Raw genomic sequence first — 15,406 nt, forward strand, 5'->3', positions numbered from 1 at the left:
GAGAGTCCGATCAATCAATCTGTTGCGCTGATCAGCGCCGAGTGGGACCTTTTTTCGTCCGCTTGGCGTAAGCTCGACGGGCGCGTTCTCGATTGCCGCAGACCTCACTTGAGCACCAGAGGCGCGTCCGATTTGGGCTCTCGTCCACATAAAACCATCCGCAACCTTCCGCCTGGCAGCAGCCGATGCGAGTAGCATCTACCGACGTGATCAAACTGGTCAAAGACCATAGCACTGGCCACAACGGCTCGCGCAGGCTTTTTCCTCTGAAATCATGCACGTAATCTTTTGTCGACTTTAGGATCGGCGGCTGCGAGGGAGCCGCCGCTAGAATTTGATTGATTGGACTCAAATCTGGATGCAACCGTTTGCGCAGCGCATCCACGATCTTCCAGATGTCCGCGCGAAGAGACAGTGCCTCTCTCATGGCGGCTTTCGTCGCGGCAGTGTCTCTCTCCGACAACGATGCGAGGCATTCCAAAGCTCGAGTCGGCATCGTTCCCCGGCGCGAACTCCAGCCCAAAAAGACTCGTAATCGGGGATGAGCTCAACTGGATCGGAAGATGTGCGCCAATCAAGCGTATTCGCGAAATCCAAGCAAACGCGTCCTCCAAAAAATTGCGACGCCGCTCGTATAGGATCTCTTGACATCAGCGCTCCATTCCAGCCTTATGTAATGGTCATGACCATTACAACAACGCCTTCGGACCCCTCTCCAGCCACATTCTCTCGTGCGGGGTTTCGGCGCGGCTTCGTCGAAGCGGCTCCGTTCATCGTCAGCAATGGCGTTGCGGGTGTCGTCATGGGGGTGGCTTATCGCGGCATCGGTGTGGAGTTTCTTCCTTCGGTGCTTCTAAGTATCCTCGTATATTCGGCCACGGCGCAAGCCGTCACGTTGTCTATGTGGGCTACAACGCCTTCCATCGCTCCCTTGGTGCTGGTCTGTATCGCCACGAATGCCCGATATCTCGTGATGGGGGCTCATCTTCACCAGTTCTTCGGCGTGCTTCCGAAGCGACTAACGCTCCCGATTATGTTCCTTCTCGCCGATGCATCATGGCTTATGACGACAGCGGACGCACGACGAAACAATCCCGATGCTGGATATCTGCTTGGCGCCAGCATACCAATGGCCATTGGGTGGATAGGAGGTACTGCCCTCGGTTGTGCCCTCTCTTGGACGCCGAGCGGTTCTCTCGCGGCGGCTGCTGCTCTTCTTCCAGCGGCGTTTATTGTGACTCTGCTTCCAACGCAATGGCGCGGTAACCGCTCGGTCCTCCCGTGGCTCCTGTCTGCTGCGGTTGCTGCGGCGGCCTGCTGGTTGGCCGCGTCCGACTGGGCGATGCTGCTTGGCGGTGCGACCGGCACAAGCCTTTGCATGATACGAGGTGATGATGCATAGCTGGCAAACCTTGTTGGCGATCGGATCTGCAGGACTGGCGACGTACGCAATGCGGGTGGGCGGTTTCCTCGCAGCTGGCTTGGTAGAGGAGACCGGAATTGTTGCGAGATTCTTTCGGCTCGCTCCAGGCAATCTCTTCGTGGCTTTCGTAGCAGCCGCTTGCATTAAAGGCGGGTTGCCGAGCATTGCTGGCTGCTTGGCTGCTCTCAGCGTAATGGCGCGGACTGGCAAGGAATGGGCTGCGTTGGCCGCAGGCTTCGCAGTAGCCGCACTTGTCGCAAGCTCCAATCTGTGAGGTAGCATGTGCTCCGTCCGTCAAGGCCACCCCAGCGCAGGATTTCATAAATCAGGTTTGAAGCGGACACGATAGCGGCGAGGCCAAGCGACGATGCGATGCCCGCGCCCGGCAAGCCTGCAGCCACGCCTGCGGTCGCGGCAAGGCCTGCCCGCCGTCCGGCGGACGCTGCAAGCACCGCGAGATAGCCCATATTCGGGCCCGGCGTAAGTTCGATGATCGTGGCCGTGAACGCGAATGCGAGCAGAGAATTTTCATTCATGGTGCCATTCGGCTCCTCCGGAATTCACCGTGCCGATGCCGTCCATGTCACAACATCCCGCACCAGCATATCAAACGCTCCGCTGAAAGCCGTCGCCGCTTGCGGCGCCGTGATCCCCCCAATCGGGGCAGACTGTTTAAATATCCGCGCGGCCTTGAGGTTGCCGGCTCCATCGATGAGCTTCGCGGAGAGCTCTATGGTGACCTCGGTGGTCGGCGTGATCGTGATGTCGAAGCGCCGTAGATCGACCAGGAGGCGAACGCCACCCTCGCTCAGGGCGTCACCGCGCAGGGGCGCATGGACGATATCGTAATTCTCGAAACTCTGCAGCAGCTTCGCTTGCACCAGCGCCGGCAGCGAGTCGCTCCATTGCACATTGGCGAAGCCGTCGTGCGGTTCCTCGTCGGAGGCAAACAGGAAGCGTTGAGTTTGCAGGCGCGCCGTTGCCGTCGGTTCGGCGATGACGATGCCCGGCTCCAACGGGCGCCTGGGCTTGTCGAACGTGTCCGCCGCCTTCAAATCGTAAGTCACCTTGCGCGGCGGGGTACCGCCGCCGGTCATGTGCTCCAACCCCCGCACGATCCCGTCGAGCTTCGGCGTGTTGCGCGCGAGCCCGTCGGTGAAGGTGCTGAGGTTGCTGATGGCCTCGTGCAGGGGCGCCGCGTTCTCCGAGAGCACGCTGTCCACCTTGCGCAAGGCGTCGCGGGCGGCCTGCGTCATGCTCTGCCCCGCCCCCTTTTCGGCGATCAGCGAGCCCTGGACCGGCGGCGCGGAAGCGTCTTCGCCGCCCTCCAGCGCAACCACGGGCACGCCGGTCAGCCCCTGAAAATCCAGACCGACCTTGGTGTCAACGCGAACCGGCGTACGTTCTGCGACCGCGATGGTCGCATGGACGTCATGCGGCCGGTCGGCGACGAGGTCGAGCGAGGTGACCTCGCCGACGCGAATGCCGTTGAACAGCACCGCCGCGCCAACCAGCAGGCCCGACACCGAACCATTGAAGACGACGTGATAGGTCTCCCGCTTACCGATCCCACCGGCGTTGTTGAGCCAATAGACGAAGCCGAACACAGCGACGATCGCCGCCAACACGAAGGCACCGACGATGACAAAGGGTGCGCGCGTTTCCATAGATGTTCCTTTCGTCATGCACCGAGGTGCAGCATCTGAGCCCGGGCGCCGTGAAAATAGGCTCTCACCCAGGGATGGTCGGATTTGAGCACCTCGGGCAACGGTCCGAGCGCGGCGATCCGGCCGTCTGCAAGGGCTGCGACACGGTTACAGACGGCGGCCAGCGTGTTGAGGTCATGAGTGATCATGAAGACCGTGAAGCCGAGCGTCTGCTGCAGCGTCGTGATCAGCGAGTCGAACTCGCCCGCTGCAATCGGATCGAGCCCGGAAGTGGGCTCATCCAGGAACAGTAATGCTGGATCGAGCGCCAGCGCCCGGGCCAACGCCACGCGCTTGGTCATGCCGCCGGAAAGCTCGGCTGGGAATTTGTCGCCGTCGTCCGCGCTCAATCCCACCATTTCGAGCTTGGCGTTGGCGATCTCATCGAGCAGCGCGGGAGAAAGATGTGCGGCCTCGCGCAGTGGAAACTGGACATTTTGCCGGGCGTTGAGGGCCGAGAACAGCGCACCCTGCTGAAACAAGACGCCACAGCGCGTGGCTTCGTCGCCCATCGATGCAGGAAAGGCGATCTGCCCGTCTTGCTTCGGCAACAGCCCGATCAGGGTCCGCAACAACACTGACTTGCCGCCACCCGACGCCCCGACAAGCCCCAAAATCTCGCCTTCACGGACATCGAGGGACAGATGGTCGATCACGACCCGGTCGCCGAAGCCGACTACGAGACCTTGCACATGAATTGCGATGCGACCGTCAGCCATGGCTACATCCCGATCGACGCGAAGAACACGGCGAACAGGCCATCGAGCACGATCACCAGGAAGATCGACTTGACGACGGAAGCCGTCGTCTGCTGACCGAGGGATTCGGCGCTGCCCTTGACCTTGAGCCCCTCGGTCGACGCGACGAGCCCGATCACCAACGCCATAAACGGCGCTTTCAAAATGCCGACTTCGAAATGCGTGACCGAAACCGCCTCCCGCAGCCGCGCGATGAAGATCGCCGGACTCATGCCGCCATAGAGCCACGCGACAAGGCCGCCGCCATAGAGCGCCGCCAGCGAACCCAGGAAAGCGAGGATCGGCAACGCCACGATGAGCGCCAGCACCCTTGGCAGAATCAGCACGGAAACCGGATCAAGGCCCATGGTACTGAGTGCGTCGATCTCCTCGCGCATCTTCATCGAACCAAGCTCGGCGGTGTAGGCGCTGCCCGACCGGCCGGCGACCATGATCGCGACGATCAGCACCCCAATCTCGCGCAGCACCAGGATGCCGACCATGTCGACCACATAAGAGTCGGCACCGAACTTGCGAAAGTGAAAAATTCCCTGCTGGGCGATGATTGCACCGATCAGGAACGTGATGAGTGCCATGATCGGAATCGCCTGCCAGCCGACACGCCCGAGCTGGTAGACGGTCGACGTCAGACGAAAGGATGCTGGATGACGTAGCACGCGACCTAGGGCGAGGCTGATGGCACCGAGCATGTGCAGAAATGCGACACTGTCGGAGGCAAGGGCGCGTGCCATTTTCGTCAGGCGATCGACGAAGGGATTATCCCGTCGCTTTCGGCCTGGCTCTCCCCTGTTCAATTCCTGCACTTCGCGAAGCAGGCCGGAATGGGATGGGGAGGCACCGACAAGGACCGGCCCCGGCGATCCGGCCGTGTGGCGCCGGGCAAGCTTCTCGAACAGCCAGGCGCCGACGGTATCAAGCGCCGTCACGCCACTGAGATCGATCGGCCCCTTCCGTTTCGGCGGCACGCCCGCGCAAAGGCGTTCGAGGAGCTCGACGTTTGCGACCGTCCAAGCCCCGCTCGCCAATAGCACGCCGGGCCGCTGTTCGCTCGTGATCAGGCTCGGCATGTCGGTCAAGAGACAGCTCCCGATGCTGAAGACGACATCCGCAACCTCCTTTTGGTGTGGAACCTAGCGTCGTCGGCCACGCCGAGGATTGAGCTGCGTCAATTCGGTTCGAGGTGAAAATGCTTGCGCCCGATGGCGACGATCTCGCCGTCGGTCGGGGTGAGCGCTGTGTTGCAGCCGAAGCACCATGTTTCTGCCCCCTGTTCTATCAATCGATGCCCGCAGCGGTATCCTGCGCAACCCGTGCGGACTTTGACGTACATCAAACCAAAGAGCGGAGCCCTGTGGTCCCATGCGCCATGCGCTTCCCGCGCGGAATTGAGGAGCCGCAACGATGTACAAGAACCTGCTTGTGCATATCCCGACGGAACGATCGCAGCGGCCAGCGGTCGACGGATCGATTTCATTGGCAATGACGTGCGGCGCGCATCTGGATGCCATCGCCACAGCTTATGAATCCACCAGCCTACCCTTCGTCGCGGAAGGAGGTGCGGCCGTCGCATCGATCTTCGAGGTCGAACATGAGCGCGCCCTGGAGCGCGCCGAAGCGGCCCTACGCGTCTTCGAAGTCGAAGCGAAAAACGCCGAGATCGGACATAGCACCCGCCCTCTTATCGGCACATTCGCCGAAATTGCGTCGGTGGCCGGCGCGGCCTCCCGCCTCTACGATCTGACGGTGGTTTCGCAGGGCGAGCCGGAGCGCGACACTTTCGACAACCAGCTCCCCCAGGAATTGCTACTGCAATCCGGGGGACCGATCCTGTTTCTCCCCTATACGTTCCGTGGCACGTTCAAACCCGCCCGCATCGGCATTTGCTGGGATGGAGGTCGTTTGGCCGCGCGCGCCTTGCGCGATGCCGTTCCCTTGCTCGCGAAGGCAGACGCGCTGACGGCGATCACGTTGAACGCGTCGGACTTGTCTGCGGAAGTATCGCCGGCCCAGCTCGCCAAGCATCTGGCGCGGAACGGATTGCCGGTGCGGACCGTCTCGCTGCAAGCCGATCGCGGCAATGTGCAGTCCAGTATCCTGTCGATCGCGGCCGATGACGGCCTCGATCTCCTCGTGATGGGCGGCTACGGCCATTCCCGGCTGCAGGAAACCGTGTTCGGCAGCGTCACCCGCGAAATGTTCCGTAGCATGACGATTCCGGTCCTGATGTCGCACTAAGGCGAAGCGGCCCAATCATGTCCCTGATCCGTCAATCTGCCGCGAGCGGAATTCTCGTCGCTGTTGCTCTGCTTTCGACCATGTCGTCAGCCGCAGCAGAAAATCCCCAGCAGGGCAAACGCCTCGCACGAACCTATTGCGCGAGGTGTCACGCCATCGACAAGGTGAGCCCCAGCCCGCTCAGGATCGCGCCGCCCTTCCGGACCCTGCACGAACGCTATCCAGTCGAAATGCTGCAGGAAGCGCTGGCGGAAGGCATCGTCACTGGTCATCCGACCATGCCGCAATTCAGCTTCGACGCCGACCAGGTCGGCGATTTCATCGCCCTCCTGAAAACCCTGGAATGATGACAGCCGTGACAATTGAGGCAGGTCAAGGCCAGAGCCGTGGCATCGCCTAGCTTGGCATCAACCAACTCAAATGGAGTTACCATGCGCGCCCATCAGATCATGACCAAGGACTGCATCATCGTCACGCCGCACACCACGATCGAGGAAGCAGCCAAGATCATGCTGCAGACCCATATCAGCGGACTGCCTGTCATGGACGACGCCGGCCGACTCGTCGGCATGGTCTCGGAAAGCGACTTCCTACGCCGCAGCGAGATCGGCACCGGCCGGAAGCGTCCCACATGGCTGCAGTTCTTCCTGGGACCGGGAAAGGCGGCCTCGGAGTTTGTTCACGAACGCGGCCGCAAGGTCGAGGATATCATGACGCCAGATCCGATCACGGTCGACGAGGAGACGCCGCTCGAGGAACTGGTTCGCCTGATGGAGAAGAACGACATCAAGCGCCTTCCGGTGATGAGCGGCAGGATGCTGAAGGGAATCGTCACGCGCTCGAACCTCCTGCAGGCCGTTGCCAGCATGGCACACGAGATCCCAGACCCAACCGCGGATGATGACCACATCCGCGATCGCATCATCCGCACCGTAAGCAAGACCGACTGGCGGCCGATCGGCTTTGAGGTCACGGTCCGCAACGGCGTCGTGCATCTGCACGGCATCATCACCACGGATCAGGCCCGTCAGGCCACGATCGTGGCAGCAGAGGACACTGCCGGCGTCAAGAAGGTGCACGATCATCTCTGCTTCGTCGACACCTGGTCCGGCTTCTATGTGGAATCTCCAGAAGACATCAAAGCCGCGAGCTGAGGCTGCGGACCGGCTTTGGAGGGTTTCATGTTGGGATGGATCGTTCGCATTCTCTTCACATTGGCAGCGCCCATCGCGGCGCTGCTGGTATCCCGCGATACCCTGAATTTCGGCCTCGTTCAGACCTTTGTAGCCATGATCCTGATCGTTGCCTTCGTTGGCCTCGCTGCGGCATGGACCGCACGAGGACCACGTGCACGCCGCTGAAACGTTGCGCCAAATTTGATCCACATCAACCGGCAGGGCGACGATTCCTCCCATGCTGCTTTCAACATGGGAGGTTCACGATGCCGTCTGAGTCGCTTCTTCTTTCGATCGCCGTTTGCGGTGTGTCGCCCCGCAAGAAGGCCGCCTGAAGCGGGCACCGACTGTCATGCCAGGAGTGAAGAATGGCTGACCGTCAGCGCTGGCGTCCGATCCTGTTCAATTGCCCACGGACAGGTCACAAGGTGCAGGCGCTGCTTGCCGAGGAAACAACCGGGGCAGCAGACGCGCGATATGAAAGCGTCTCGTGCCTGGCCTGCTCCGGCATTCATCTCATCGACTCGGGCGGCCACGTGCTCGGATCGACGCCTGACAGCACTAAATAAAAATGCGTCGGGCCGCTTATTCGGTCCGACGCATTCATCCATCGTGGTCTCGGCTTTATGCGTTCAGTCGGCTCAAGGCCGCTCGGTTGCGGAACAGGACGCGCCGCGAAGTCTCCAAAGCGATGGTTCCGGACTGCGCGAGCTGGGTGAACGTTCGCGATACCGTCTCGATCGTCAATCCCAGATAGTCGGCGATATCCTGACGCGACATCGGCAGTTCGATAGTCGCTGTGCTCGAGTTGCGACCTGCCATCTCGAGCAGGAAGCCGGCGACGCGCTCTTCCGCGCTCTTGATCAGCACCAGCGAATGCTCCTGTACGCGCCGCAGCTCACGTACCGTCAGTGTCCATAGCTGCTTGGCCAAATCCTTCTCGTATTCGGCGCGGGCCATCACGGCGCTCCGCTTGATAACCAGGATTTGCGCGTCGCAGATCGCCTCCGCTGAGGAAAGATGCACATCACCGGCTTCGACGCCGAAAATATCGCCAGGCAGATAAAAGGCGCTGATCTGGCGGCGGCCGTCGTCCAGCATGCGGTAGGTTCGCACCGCTCCTGAGATGACCTGGTAAAGATAGTCAGCCGGCTCGTCTTCGCCGTAGATTTCAATATTGCGCGCAAAACGCATCGGAGCTCCCATCAGGCCGAGCGGGCTCTCGGGAAGCGCCCCCGACCGGACCGGAGCGGATGGGCGGGCCTGGATCGAGGACTTGACGGTTGCGGCGGTGAGCATGGCATAACTCCGGTTTCGATCGTTGATGCCGGAAGTTTGCCCTCTTCCTCAAATTTCGAAATTCGGGTCGTTCCCCTAAGTATAAACCCGTAGGCTCGGGTTTAGGTGGTGGATCATGGGCTCATTGATGCAGCTCAAGGCGGCCCGACCACGCCCGCCCGAGTATCTCGCGGTATTCACAATGGCGGATTGTAGCCATGAACCGGATATCTATGTTCTTGTCGCATCTGTTGCGCAATGACTGGCGCGAGATCGCCTGTGCTCCCTTCGATCGCGAGATCGAGGTCGCCACCATCGATGCGAATATCAACGTGCCTGGTGCTTCATGCCTGCGTCACGGCGACGGCTGGCTCGATGCCGAGACGTTGAGGCCCTTAGAGATAACTGCGACGCATTGGCGCTACCGACGGCCGCTGATGCTGCCGATGAGTTGCTGCTGATGAGCGGGCACCCCTTCATGAAACGGATGGCGATCGTCCGGTTCATCGAGACCTTGTTCGGTTCGCCCCGCAAGCGCCCGGACTGGACGCTGCCGATCGCCGTCGCCGGGATCGCGATCGCCTTGCTGATGCTCGCGCTTCGCTTTGCACCCTAGCCGCGGGACTTCCCGGCCGGCTCATCGTCCGCGATCGCCCGCCATGCCGCGCCATCGAGATCGTCGTACTGGCCGTTCTTGAGCGACCAGAGAAAGGCCGCGAGGCCGAGCGCGCCGAGCATGATCGCAAGCGGAACCAGATAGACCAGGACTTCCATCAGACCGTTTCCCTGTGCTGGCGCGCACGCAAGGCATTGAGCATCACGAGCAGCGAGGACCCGGACATCGCGGCCGCCGCGATCAGCGGCGTCACCAGACCTGCAATGGCGATCGGTACAGCCAGTCCGTTATAAACCACCGCAAGCCAGAGGTTCTGACGCATCAGCCGCAACGCCTTGCGTGAAACGACGATCGCGGTTTTCACCGGGGCAAGCCGTTCGCCGAGGAACACGGCATCGGCAACGGCCTGGCTCATATGCGTGGCGGTGACCGGTGACATCGAGGCATGGGCGGCTGCCAACGCCGGCGCATCATTCAGGCCGTCGCCGACCATGAGTACCTTGTGGCCGTGACGCGCGAGTTCATCGATCCGTGCGATCTTGTCGACCGGAGTCATTTCGGCGCGCCATTGATGAACGCCGAGCACGGCGGCAGCAGCCCTCACGGCAGGCTCGCGATCCCCGGAAAGTATCTCCACCGCGAGCCCCATGCGGTTCAGCTCCGCAATGACTCTTGCAGCGTCGGGCCGGATGCGCTGACGAACCGCGAAGACATGGCAGATCTCACCGTGGCGGAACGCCACGACGGAGGCTTCCGGATCACGGCTGAGAATCTCGGAAGCTATCCGATCGCCGCCGCACCAGGACGCCCGACCGAGCTTCACCTCGATCCCGTCAATCACACCATGAACGCCCTGCCCCGGCTCCTCCTCGATGCCAGGTAGCGGTGCCTTGGCGCCGGCCGCGCGCGCCACCGCGGCAGCCACAGGATGACCGCTCGAGAGCGCGACGCGGCCCGCCAGGGCGAAAACATCGACAGGGATCGCGGCGGCATTTGCCACGTCGAGCTCGGGCAGGGTCAGCGTTCCCGTCTTGTCGAAAATTACCCGATCGACCTTGGCCATGCGCTCGATCGCGTCACCCGAATTGAGCAACACACCCGAACTGAACAACGCGCCAGAGGCGACAGTCTGCACCGCAGGAATGGCAAGGCCGAGCGCGCAGGGACAGGTGATGATGAGCACCGCGATCGCGGTCACGATCGAATCGTGGAGCGTGGCACCCGCGACCATCCATCCGATCATGGTTAGAAGCGCAGTCGCGTGTACGACCGGGGCGTAGAGTCTCGAAGCGCGTTCGGCCAGGCGCAGATAGCGCGACCGGGACTGCACGGCGTTTTCGAGCAACCGCGAGATTTCGGACAACAGCGTGCCTTCGGAGGCCGCCGATACCCTGACGCGCAAAGCACCGGATCGCACCAGCGTCCCTGCGTAAACCGCACTTCCCGCCACCGCCGTGGCCGGCAGTGTCTCGCCGGTGATCAGGCTCTGGTCGATCTCGGACCGTCCGCTGACGACACTGCCGTCGACTGCCGAACGCTCGCCGGGGCGGAGCAGAACGATGTCGCCGGGGCGGATCGCCGCGACCGGAACCGTGCGGATCTCGTCCTCATTGATGAACTTGGTCGCCGTCTCCGCTTTCAGCGCCGCAAGATTACCGGCAAAGGCGCGGGTGCGCCGCCGCATGTTCTGATCGAGATAACGACCGGCCAGCAGGAAGGCGATCAGCATGATCGCGGCATCGAAATAGGCGTGGTCGGCCTGGGTCGCGGTCTCGAACAGCGACATCGCCAATGCCAGAGTGATGCCGATCGAGATCGGCACGTCCATGTTGACGCCGCGGGCGCGGAGCGCTGCATAGGCAGAGGAAAAGAAAGGCTGGGCCGAATAGGCTGCAGCCGGCAGCACGATCAGCGCCGAGAGCCAATGGAAGAAGTCGCGCTGCTCGGGCAGCATGTCGCTGACATTGCCGGACCAGACCGGCACCGACAGCATCATCACATTCATCGCCGCGAAGGCCGCAACGCCGAGGCGCCGCAGCAGGGCGCTTGCGCGCTCGGCTTCGCGTGTCTCGGCGCCCGCAGGCTCGAACGGATAGGCCCTGTAACCAAGTTCGGCGAGACGATCGACGAACAGCGCCGGATCGACCGCGCCCTCCTTCCACTCCAGCGCCAGGCGACGATCGGTCAGATTGACTCGGGCCGAGGTGACATCCGGGATCTTCGACAGATTGCTCTCGATCTTGGCCATGCAGCCGGCGCAACTGATGCCTTCGACCGCCAGATCGAGATGCAGCAGGTCCGAGCCGGCCCTCTTCAGGTAGTGTGAGAAATCGATGGTCGATTGCATCGCCGCGCCTCTCAATTCAGGACGACGCGGTTGCGCGACAAGAAAACGCGCTTCCCGTCGCGATCGGCCTCGATCACCAGATCCCACCGCCCTGCAGGTACGCCTCGTGTGGTGCCGCGGTAGCTGCCGCCGCCGGTCTCCGTCATCTCGAATGCCTGATCGGCTCTGCGGTCCGTTGGGCGTTCGAGCCGGCCAAAAACCGACAGGCCGGCGAGCGGCGTGCCGTCCTTCGCCTTTGCGTCCACGTTCAGCCAGGCCGTGCCGTCGGCTTGGAGCTCGATATGCGCATCGACCTTCCAATCGCGCTTGTCCTGCTGATGGGCCGCCTGGATTTCCTTTTGATAGGCCAGGCTCGCGCTATAAGCGCTGTCGACCTCGGTCCCCGGAAGCGTGGCGATGGCAAGTCTCATCATCACCAGGTTGACGCCGATCACAACAGCGAAGAAAGAAACCACGACGATCAGGACGAAGCGTCCTGTGATTGGTCGCATCGCGGATGAAGACGTCGTCATGTCCAGCTTCCTCTGATCTCAGGGCGTCACGAAATGGTCGGTCGCAGAAGCAACCTCACCGAGCCCGATGTCGGTGACACGGAACTTCAGAGGCTGGGTCTTCTCCGCCCGCTCGTCAAAGGGGGCGGTCACCAGCACGCGCAGTTCGGTGGTCTGGTCGCGCCTAAGGACGATCATCGGCCGATCTGACGTGACGGAATCGACGCCGATTACGTGGATTTGCGCGTTGGCGGGACCGTCGATATCGACGGCAATGACGCGGTCAAAGCCGCGCTTGTTGAGGAAGCGCAGCGTATAGCCGTTGCGGATCGAGCCGTCGCTGAGCTTGACCGCCACGGGGTTGCGGTCATGCAATACGTTGACGTCGAGCAGCGACCGGGTCAGCAGCGCGTATAGCATCACCGCGCAGACCGCGGCGATCAGGGTAGCATAGACGACTGTCCGGGCGCGTACCGGTTTGAAGATTTCCTTCTTGCCGGCAATCCGGCGCTGGACGTTGACGTCGTTGTCGTAACCGATCAGGCGCGTCGGTCGTCCGATCTTGTTCATGACATTGTCGCAAGCGTCGATGCAGAGACCGCACTGGATGCAGCCGAGCTGCGAGCCGTCGCGAATGTCAATGCCGGTCGGGCAGACCGCCACGCACTGGTTGCAATCGACGCAGTCCCCGACCTTCTCGCCAATCGAGCGAAGATCGATCGCCTTTTTTACCGAACAACGCGGCTCGCCGCGGTCGTACTTGTAGGTGACGTTGAGCGCCCACTCGTCGGTCAGCGCGGCCTGGATGCGCGGCCACGGACACATGTAAAGGCAAACCTGCTCCCGCGCATGGCCGGCCAGGAGATAGGTCGAAGCCGTGAGAATCCCGATCCAGATATAGGCGATCGCCGGCGCCTGGAAGGTGGCGAGATCGCTCACAAGTGTCGGCGCATCGGAGAAATAGAGCACCCATGCGCCGCCGGTCCACCAGGCGATCACGAGCCAGATCGCGTGTTTCAGCACGCGCCGTCCCAGCCGGTTCGCAGTCATCGGGCCGGCATCGGCCTTGATCCGCTCGCGGCGGTCGCCCTCGGTCCAGCGCTCCACCGCATAGAACAAGTCGGTCCAGACCGTCTGCGGACAAAGGTAGCCGCACCAGATCCGGCCGCCGAGCGCATTCATCAGGAACAGCGCGAAGGCGGCGAGGATCAACAGCCCGGTGAAGTAATAGATCTCCTGCGGCCAGAGCTCGATGAAGAAGAAATAGAAGCGCTCGTTGGGAAAGTCGATCAGGACGGCCTGGTCGGGCGCGCCGAGACCGCGATTCCAGCGCGCGAACGGTAGGAGGTAATAGACGCTGAGGCAGCACGCCATCAGCCCCCATTTGATGCGGCGGAAGGTGCCGGAAACGCGTTGCGGATACACCTTCTTGTGCGGCTCGTAGAGCGGCAGGTCATCGTCAGCGCTCAAATGCTCGTTGGGTGTGACGTTCTTGTTCATCGGAAGGCTCATCGAAATCCTCCGATAACGCTACACCTCGCCGCGATGGCCGGGCTTGACCTGCGTCAACCGGTCAAGCCCCTGCCCCACCTATTTGCCGCCACCCAGCGAGTGCACATAGACCGTCAGCGCCTTGATCGTCACCGGATCTAGCCGTCCGCTCCAGGCCGGCATCACGCCAGCGCGGCCGTTTGTGATGGTCTCGACGAGGGTGGCTTCGTCCGATCCATAGAGCCAAATCTTGTCGGTCAGGTTCGGCGCCCCCATTTCCTGGTTGCCTTTGCCCGCCTCGCCATGGCAGCTCGCGCAATTTTCCGCAAAGATCTTCTTGCCAGCCGCAGCGTCATAACCCGGCGCCGTCGACAGGCCGGACAGCGAGCGCACATAATTGGCGACGGTGACGATCTCGTCCCTCTTCAGGATCCCATCGCGTCCGAAGGCGAGCATCTGGCCCTCGTGTGCCTTGGTATGTCCGGAACGGGCACCGAACTCGATGGTCTGCATGATCTGGTCGAGCGAGCCGCCCCAGAGCCAATCGTCATCATTCAGGTTCGGATAGCCCTTCGCACCCGCCGCGCCGCTGCCATGACAAGGCGCGCAATTGTCGCCAAAGACGGTCTTGCCGCGTGCCCGCGCCAGCGCCAACAGCGTCGGGTCCTTCTCGATGTCGGCGAGAGACGCGGTTCCGAGCACTTTCATCTTCTCGCCGCGCAAGACTTCGAGCTTGGCGAGTTCATCGGCAACGCTTGCGCGCGTCGAATAGTGGAAGAGTCCGGCTGTGTAGCCCGTGATCAGCGGCCAAGCTGGATACACTACCCAATAGCCGATCGCCCAGATGATGGAGGCATAAAAGGTGAGAATCCACCACCGCGGCAGCGGCGTATTCAACTCCTTGATGCCGTCCCATTCGTGGCCTGTGGTCGCGCGGCCCGAAACGTGATCGATATCGCCATGCTCACTCATCTATCAATCCTCCCGCAGCGGCATCTTGGCCGCAGCATCGAACAGCGCCTTGTTGCGGGGACGCAGCGCGTAAAAGACGATGGCAGCAAAAATGGCAACGAAGACCGGCGTCCAGAATGAGAGGACGAGATGCGAGGCCAGATTTTCAATGGAAACGATCGCTTTCATGTCCGGTCCCTTCAGCGCAGATTGGCTTTTTCATCGTAGAGCTTGAAGTCGACAAGCGTGCCCAGCATCTGCAAATAGGCGACCAGCGCGTCGAGCTCGGTTGGATTGCCGCCCTTGCCGTCGAAGTTGCGGACAAGCGCCTTCGGATAGCGCTTCTGGAATGCATCCACCCCGGCGTTGTCGGGATCGGCCTGCGCCAAAAGATCGGCCTTGGCATTGGCGATCTCTTCGTCGGTATAGGGAACGCCGACGGCACGGCTGGTACGAAGATGCGCCGCGATATCGTCGAGATTGACATCGGTCTCGCCAAGTGCCGGATAACCCGGCATCACCGATTGCGGCACGATCGCCCTCGGGTCGATCAAATGCCGAACGTGCCAATCGTCTGAATATTTCGCGCCGACACGCGCGAGATCGGGGCCGGTACGCTTTGATCCCCACTGGAACGGGTGATCGTACATGCTTTCGGCGGCCAGCGAATAATGTCCGTAGCGCTCGACCTCGTCGCGCAACGGACGAATCATCTGCGAATGGCAGAGGTAGCAGCCCTCGCGAACGTAGATGTTGCGGCCGGTCAATTCCAACGGCGTGTAGGGACGCACGCCATCGACTACCTCGATGGTGCTTTTCAGGTAGAACAGCGGGGTGATCTCCACCAGGCCGCCGATCGCTATGACCGCGAGGATGCCCGCGATCAGGATGATCGAATTCTTCTCGAAGATCTTGTGTCGATTCCAGAGGGACAT

General features: G+C 61.8%; 21 protein-coding genes. 9 read left to right on the forward strand and 12 right to left on the reverse strand.

Features of this window, described 5'->3' with window-relative positions; translation table 11 throughout:
* Nucleotides 1–31: 31 nt before the first annotated feature.
* Nucleotides 32–496 (reverse strand): CGNR zinc finger domain-containing protein, encoded by a 465-nt coding sequence (locus ACLFLU_RS30855; RefSeq protein WP_426408503.1) that lies wholly within the window; start codon nucleotides 494–496, stop codon nucleotides 32–34.
* A 186-nt stretch (nucleotides 497–682) separates the two neighbouring features.
* Here ACLFLU_RS30855 and ACLFLU_RS30860 point away from each other — a divergent pair, with 186 nt between their 5' ends.
* Nucleotides 683–1,402, forward strand: coding sequence for an AzlC family ABC transporter permease (locus ACLFLU_RS30860; RefSeq protein ID WP_426408504.1), 720 nt, complete (start codon nucleotides 683–685; stop codon nucleotides 1,400–1,402).
* Between the two features lie 49 nt (nucleotides 1,403–1,451).
* The gene (locus ACLFLU_RS30865) at nucleotides 1,452–1,697 is read left to right on the forward strand and encodes an AzlD domain-containing protein (protein ID WP_426414107.1); all 246 of its coding nucleotides are present in this window, start codon (nucleotides 1,452–1,454) and stop codon (nucleotides 1,695–1,697) included.
* 286 nt (nucleotides 1,698–1,983) lie between these two features.
* Here the strand turns inward: ACLFLU_RS30865 and ACLFLU_RS30870 are convergent, their stop codons facing one another.
* Genes ACLFLU_RS30870 through ACLFLU_RS30880 form a run of 3 tightly spaced genes read right to left on the reverse strand, consistent with a single transcriptional unit; the run spans nucleotide 1,984 to nucleotide 4,963 of the window.
* Nucleotides 1,984–3,090 (reverse strand): ABC-type transport auxiliary lipoprotein family protein, encoded by a 1,107-nt coding sequence (locus tag ACLFLU_RS30870; RefSeq protein WP_426408505.1) that lies wholly within the window; start codon nucleotides 3,088–3,090, stop codon nucleotides 1,984–1,986.
* A gap of 14 nt (nucleotides 3,091–3,104) precedes the next feature.
* Nucleotides 3,105–3,848, reverse strand: a complete 744-nt coding sequence (locus ACLFLU_RS30875; RefSeq protein WP_426408506.1) for an ABC transporter ATP-binding protein — start codon at nucleotides 3,846–3,848, stop codon at nucleotides 3,105–3,107.
* A gap of 2 nt (nucleotides 3,849–3,850) precedes the next feature.
* Nucleotides 3,851–4,963 carry an MlaE family lipid ABC transporter permease subunit gene (locus tag ACLFLU_RS30880; RefSeq protein WP_426408507.1) on the reverse strand — a complete coding sequence of 371 codons (1,113 nt, stop codon included), beginning with the start codon at nucleotides 4,961–4,963 and terminating at the stop codon, nucleotides 3,851–3,853.
* A 325-nt stretch (nucleotides 4,964–5,288) separates the two neighbouring features.
* On the opposite strand from ACLFLU_RS30880, the gene ACLFLU_RS30885 reads away from it, so the two are divergent.
* The 5 genes from ACLFLU_RS30885 (at nucleotide 5,289) to ACLFLU_RS30905 (ending at nucleotide 7,866) form a co-directional block, all read left to right on the forward strand.
* On the forward strand, nucleotides 5,289–6,122 hold the full coding sequence (locus ACLFLU_RS30885) for a universal stress protein (RefSeq protein WP_426408508.1): 834 nt from the start codon (nucleotides 5,289–5,291) through the stop codon (nucleotides 6,120–6,122).
* Between the two features lie 80 nt (nucleotides 6,123–6,202).
* Complete coding sequence (locus tag ACLFLU_RS30890) at nucleotides 6,203–6,469, forward strand: c-type cytochrome (protein WP_426414108.1); 267 nt, start codon at nucleotides 6,203–6,205, stop codon at nucleotides 6,467–6,469.
* An 84-nt stretch (nucleotides 6,470–6,553) separates the two neighbouring features.
* Entirely contained in the window at nucleotides 6,554–7,276 is a 723-nt protein-coding gene (locus ACLFLU_RS30895; protein ID WP_426408509.1) for a CBS domain-containing protein, read from the forward strand.
* Between the two features lie 27 nt (nucleotides 7,277–7,303).
* Nucleotides 7,304–7,483 carry a hypothetical protein gene (locus ACLFLU_RS30900; RefSeq protein ID WP_426408510.1) on the forward strand — a complete coding sequence of 60 codons (180 nt, stop codon included), beginning with the start codon at nucleotides 7,304–7,306 and terminating at the stop codon, nucleotides 7,481–7,483.
* Between the two features lie 182 nt (nucleotides 7,484–7,665).
* Nucleotides 7,666–7,866 carry a hypothetical protein gene (locus ACLFLU_RS30905; RefSeq protein ID WP_426408511.1) on the forward strand — a complete coding sequence of 67 codons (201 nt, stop codon included), beginning with the start codon at nucleotides 7,666–7,668 and terminating at the stop codon, nucleotides 7,864–7,866.
* Nucleotides 7,867–7,921: 55 nt separating this feature from the next.
* Here the strand turns inward: ACLFLU_RS30905 and ACLFLU_RS30910 are convergent, their stop codons facing one another.
* Nucleotides 7,922–8,491: a helix-turn-helix domain-containing protein gene (locus ACLFLU_RS30910; protein WP_426408512.1), complete on the reverse strand. Its 570-nt coding sequence runs from the start codon at nucleotides 8,489–8,491 to the stop codon at nucleotides 7,922–7,924.
* 302 nt (nucleotides 8,492–8,793) lie between these two features.
* Here ACLFLU_RS30910 and ACLFLU_RS30915 point away from each other — a divergent pair, with 302 nt between their 5' ends.
* On the forward strand, nucleotides 8,794–9,036 hold the full coding sequence (locus tag ACLFLU_RS30915) for a hypothetical protein (protein ID WP_426408513.1): 243 nt from the start codon (nucleotides 8,794–8,796) through the stop codon (nucleotides 9,034–9,036).
* Nucleotides 9,036–9,191 (forward strand): hypothetical protein, encoded by a 156-nt coding sequence (locus ACLFLU_RS30920; protein WP_426408514.1) that lies wholly within the window; start codon nucleotides 9,036–9,038, stop codon nucleotides 9,189–9,191. The genes ACLFLU_RS30915 and ACLFLU_RS30920 overlap by 1 nt, the downstream gene beginning before the upstream one ends.
* Here ACLFLU_RS30920 and ccoS read toward each other — a convergent pair.
* The 7 genes from ccoS to ccoO all read right to left on the reverse strand — a co-directional run bounded on the left by ccoS (nucleotide 9,188) and on the right by ccoO (nucleotide 15,406).
* A complete protein-coding gene (ccoS, locus tag ACLFLU_RS30925; protein ID WP_426408515.1) occupies nucleotides 9,188–9,349 on the reverse strand; it encodes a cbb3-type cytochrome oxidase assembly protein CcoS in 162 nt (53 codons plus the stop codon). The genes ACLFLU_RS30920 and ccoS overlap by 4 nt on opposite strands.
* Nucleotides 9,349–11,538, reverse strand: a complete 2,190-nt coding sequence (locus ACLFLU_RS30930; protein WP_426408516.1) for a heavy metal translocating P-type ATPase — start codon at nucleotides 11,536–11,538, stop codon at nucleotides 9,349–9,351. The genes ccoS and ACLFLU_RS30930 overlap by 1 nt, the downstream gene beginning before the upstream one ends.
* Before the next feature lie 11 nt (nucleotides 11,539–11,549).
* Nucleotides 11,550–12,050 carry a FixH family protein gene (locus ACLFLU_RS30935; protein ID WP_426408517.1) on the reverse strand — a complete coding sequence of 167 codons (501 nt, stop codon included), beginning with the start codon at nucleotides 12,048–12,050 and terminating at the stop codon, nucleotides 11,550–11,552.
* An 18-nt stretch (nucleotides 12,051–12,068) separates the two neighbouring features.
* Nucleotides 12,069–13,529 carry a cytochrome c oxidase accessory protein CcoG gene (ccoG, locus tag ACLFLU_RS30940; protein ID WP_426414109.1) on the reverse strand — a complete coding sequence of 487 codons (1,461 nt, stop codon included), beginning with the start codon at nucleotides 13,527–13,529 and terminating at the stop codon, nucleotides 12,069–12,071.
* Between the two features lie 90 nt (nucleotides 13,530–13,619).
* Complete coding sequence (ccoP, locus tag ACLFLU_RS30945) at nucleotides 13,620–14,492, reverse strand: cytochrome-c oxidase, cbb3-type subunit III (protein WP_426408518.1); 873 nt, start codon at nucleotides 14,490–14,492, stop codon at nucleotides 13,620–13,622.
* Nucleotides 14,493–14,495: 3 nt separating this feature from the next.
* Nucleotides 14,496–14,660 carry a cbb3-type cytochrome c oxidase subunit 3 gene (locus tag ACLFLU_RS30950; protein WP_426408519.1) on the reverse strand — a complete coding sequence of 55 codons (165 nt, stop codon included), beginning with the start codon at nucleotides 14,658–14,660 and terminating at the stop codon, nucleotides 14,496–14,498.
* An 11-nt stretch (nucleotides 14,661–14,671) separates the two neighbouring features.
* The gene (gene ccoO / locus ACLFLU_RS30955) at nucleotides 14,672–15,406 is read right to left on the reverse strand and encodes a cytochrome-c oxidase, cbb3-type subunit II (protein WP_426408520.1); all 735 of its coding nucleotides are present in this window, start codon (nucleotides 15,404–15,406) and stop codon (nucleotides 14,672–14,674) included.

Origin of the sequence: Bradyrhizobium ganzhouense, from assembly GCF_049949285.1 — a bacterium.
Lineage (GTDB): Bacteria > Pseudomonadota > Alphaproteobacteria > Rhizobiales > Xanthobacteraceae > Bradyrhizobium > Bradyrhizobium ganzhouense.

Coding starts and splice junctions, on each gene's coding strand:
- ACLFLU_RS30865 (WP_426414107.1), top strand. CDS start 1,452: ATGCGGGTGGGCGGTTTCCTCGCAGCTGGCTTGGTAGAGGAGACCGGA.
- ACLFLU_RS30905 (WP_426408511.1), top strand. CDS start 7,666: ATGGCTGACCGTCAGCGCTGGCGTCCGATCCTGTTCAATTGCCCACGG.
- ACLFLU_RS30895 (WP_426408509.1), top strand. CDS start 6,554: ATGCGCGCCCATCAGATCATGACCAAGGACTGCATCATCGTCACGCCG.
- ACLFLU_RS30860 (WP_426408504.1), top strand. CDS start 683: ATGACCATTACAACAACGCCTTCGGACCCCTCTCCAGCCACATTCTCT.
- ccoP (WP_426408518.1), bottom strand. CDS start 14,492: ATGAGTGAGCATGGCGATATCGATCACGTTTCGGGCCGCGCGACCACA.
- ACLFLU_RS30855 (WP_426408503.1), bottom strand. CDS start 496: ATGCCGACTCGAGCTTTGGAATGCCTCGCATCGTTGTCGGAGAGAGAC.
- ACLFLU_RS30950 (WP_426408519.1), bottom strand. CDS start 14,660: ATGAAAGCGATCGTTTCCATTGAAAATCTGGCCTCGCATCTCGTCCTC.
- ACLFLU_RS30920 (WP_426408514.1), top strand. CDS start 9,036: ATGAGCGGGCACCCCTTCATGAAACGGATGGCGATCGTCCGGTTCATC.
- ACLFLU_RS30900 (WP_426408510.1), top strand. CDS start 7,304: ATGTTGGGATGGATCGTTCGCATTCTCTTCACATTGGCAGCGCCCATC.
- ACLFLU_RS30930 (WP_426408516.1), bottom strand. CDS start 11,538: ATGCAATCGACCATCGATTTCTCACACTACCTGAAGAGGGCCGGCTCG.
- ACLFLU_RS30915 (WP_426408513.1), top strand. CDS start 8,794: ATGAACCGGATATCTATGTTCTTGTCGCATCTGTTGCGCAATGACTGG.
- ccoG (WP_426414109.1), bottom strand. CDS start 13,529: ATGAACAAGAACGTCACACCCAACGAGCATTTGAGCGCTGACGATGAC.
- ACLFLU_RS30870 (WP_426408505.1), bottom strand. CDS start 3,090: ATGGAAACGCGCGCACCCTTTGTCATCGTCGGTGCCTTCGTGTTGGCG.
- ACLFLU_RS30910 (WP_426408512.1), bottom strand. CDS start 8,491: ATGCGTTTTGCGCGCAATATTGAAATCTACGGCGAAGACGAGCCGGCT.
- ACLFLU_RS30875 (WP_426408506.1), bottom strand. CDS start 3,848: ATGGCTGACGGTCGCATCGCAATTCATGTGCAAGGTCTCGTAGTCGGC.
- ACLFLU_RS30890 (WP_426414108.1), top strand. CDS start 6,203: ATGTCGTCAGCCGCAGCAGAAAATCCCCAGCAGGGCAAACGCCTCGCA.
- ACLFLU_RS30935 (WP_426408517.1), bottom strand. CDS start 12,050: ATGACGACGTCTTCATCCGCGATGCGACCAATCACAGGACGCTTCGTC.
- ccoO (WP_426408520.1), bottom strand. CDS start 15,406: ATGTCCCTCTGGAATCGACACAAGATCTTCGAGAAGAATTCGATCATC.
- ccoS (WP_426408515.1), bottom strand. CDS start 9,349: ATGGAAGTCCTGGTCTATCTGGTTCCGCTTGCGATCATGCTCGGCGCG.
- ACLFLU_RS30885 (WP_426408508.1), top strand. CDS start 5,289: ATGTACAAGAACCTGCTTGTGCATATCCCGACGGAACGATCGCAGCGG.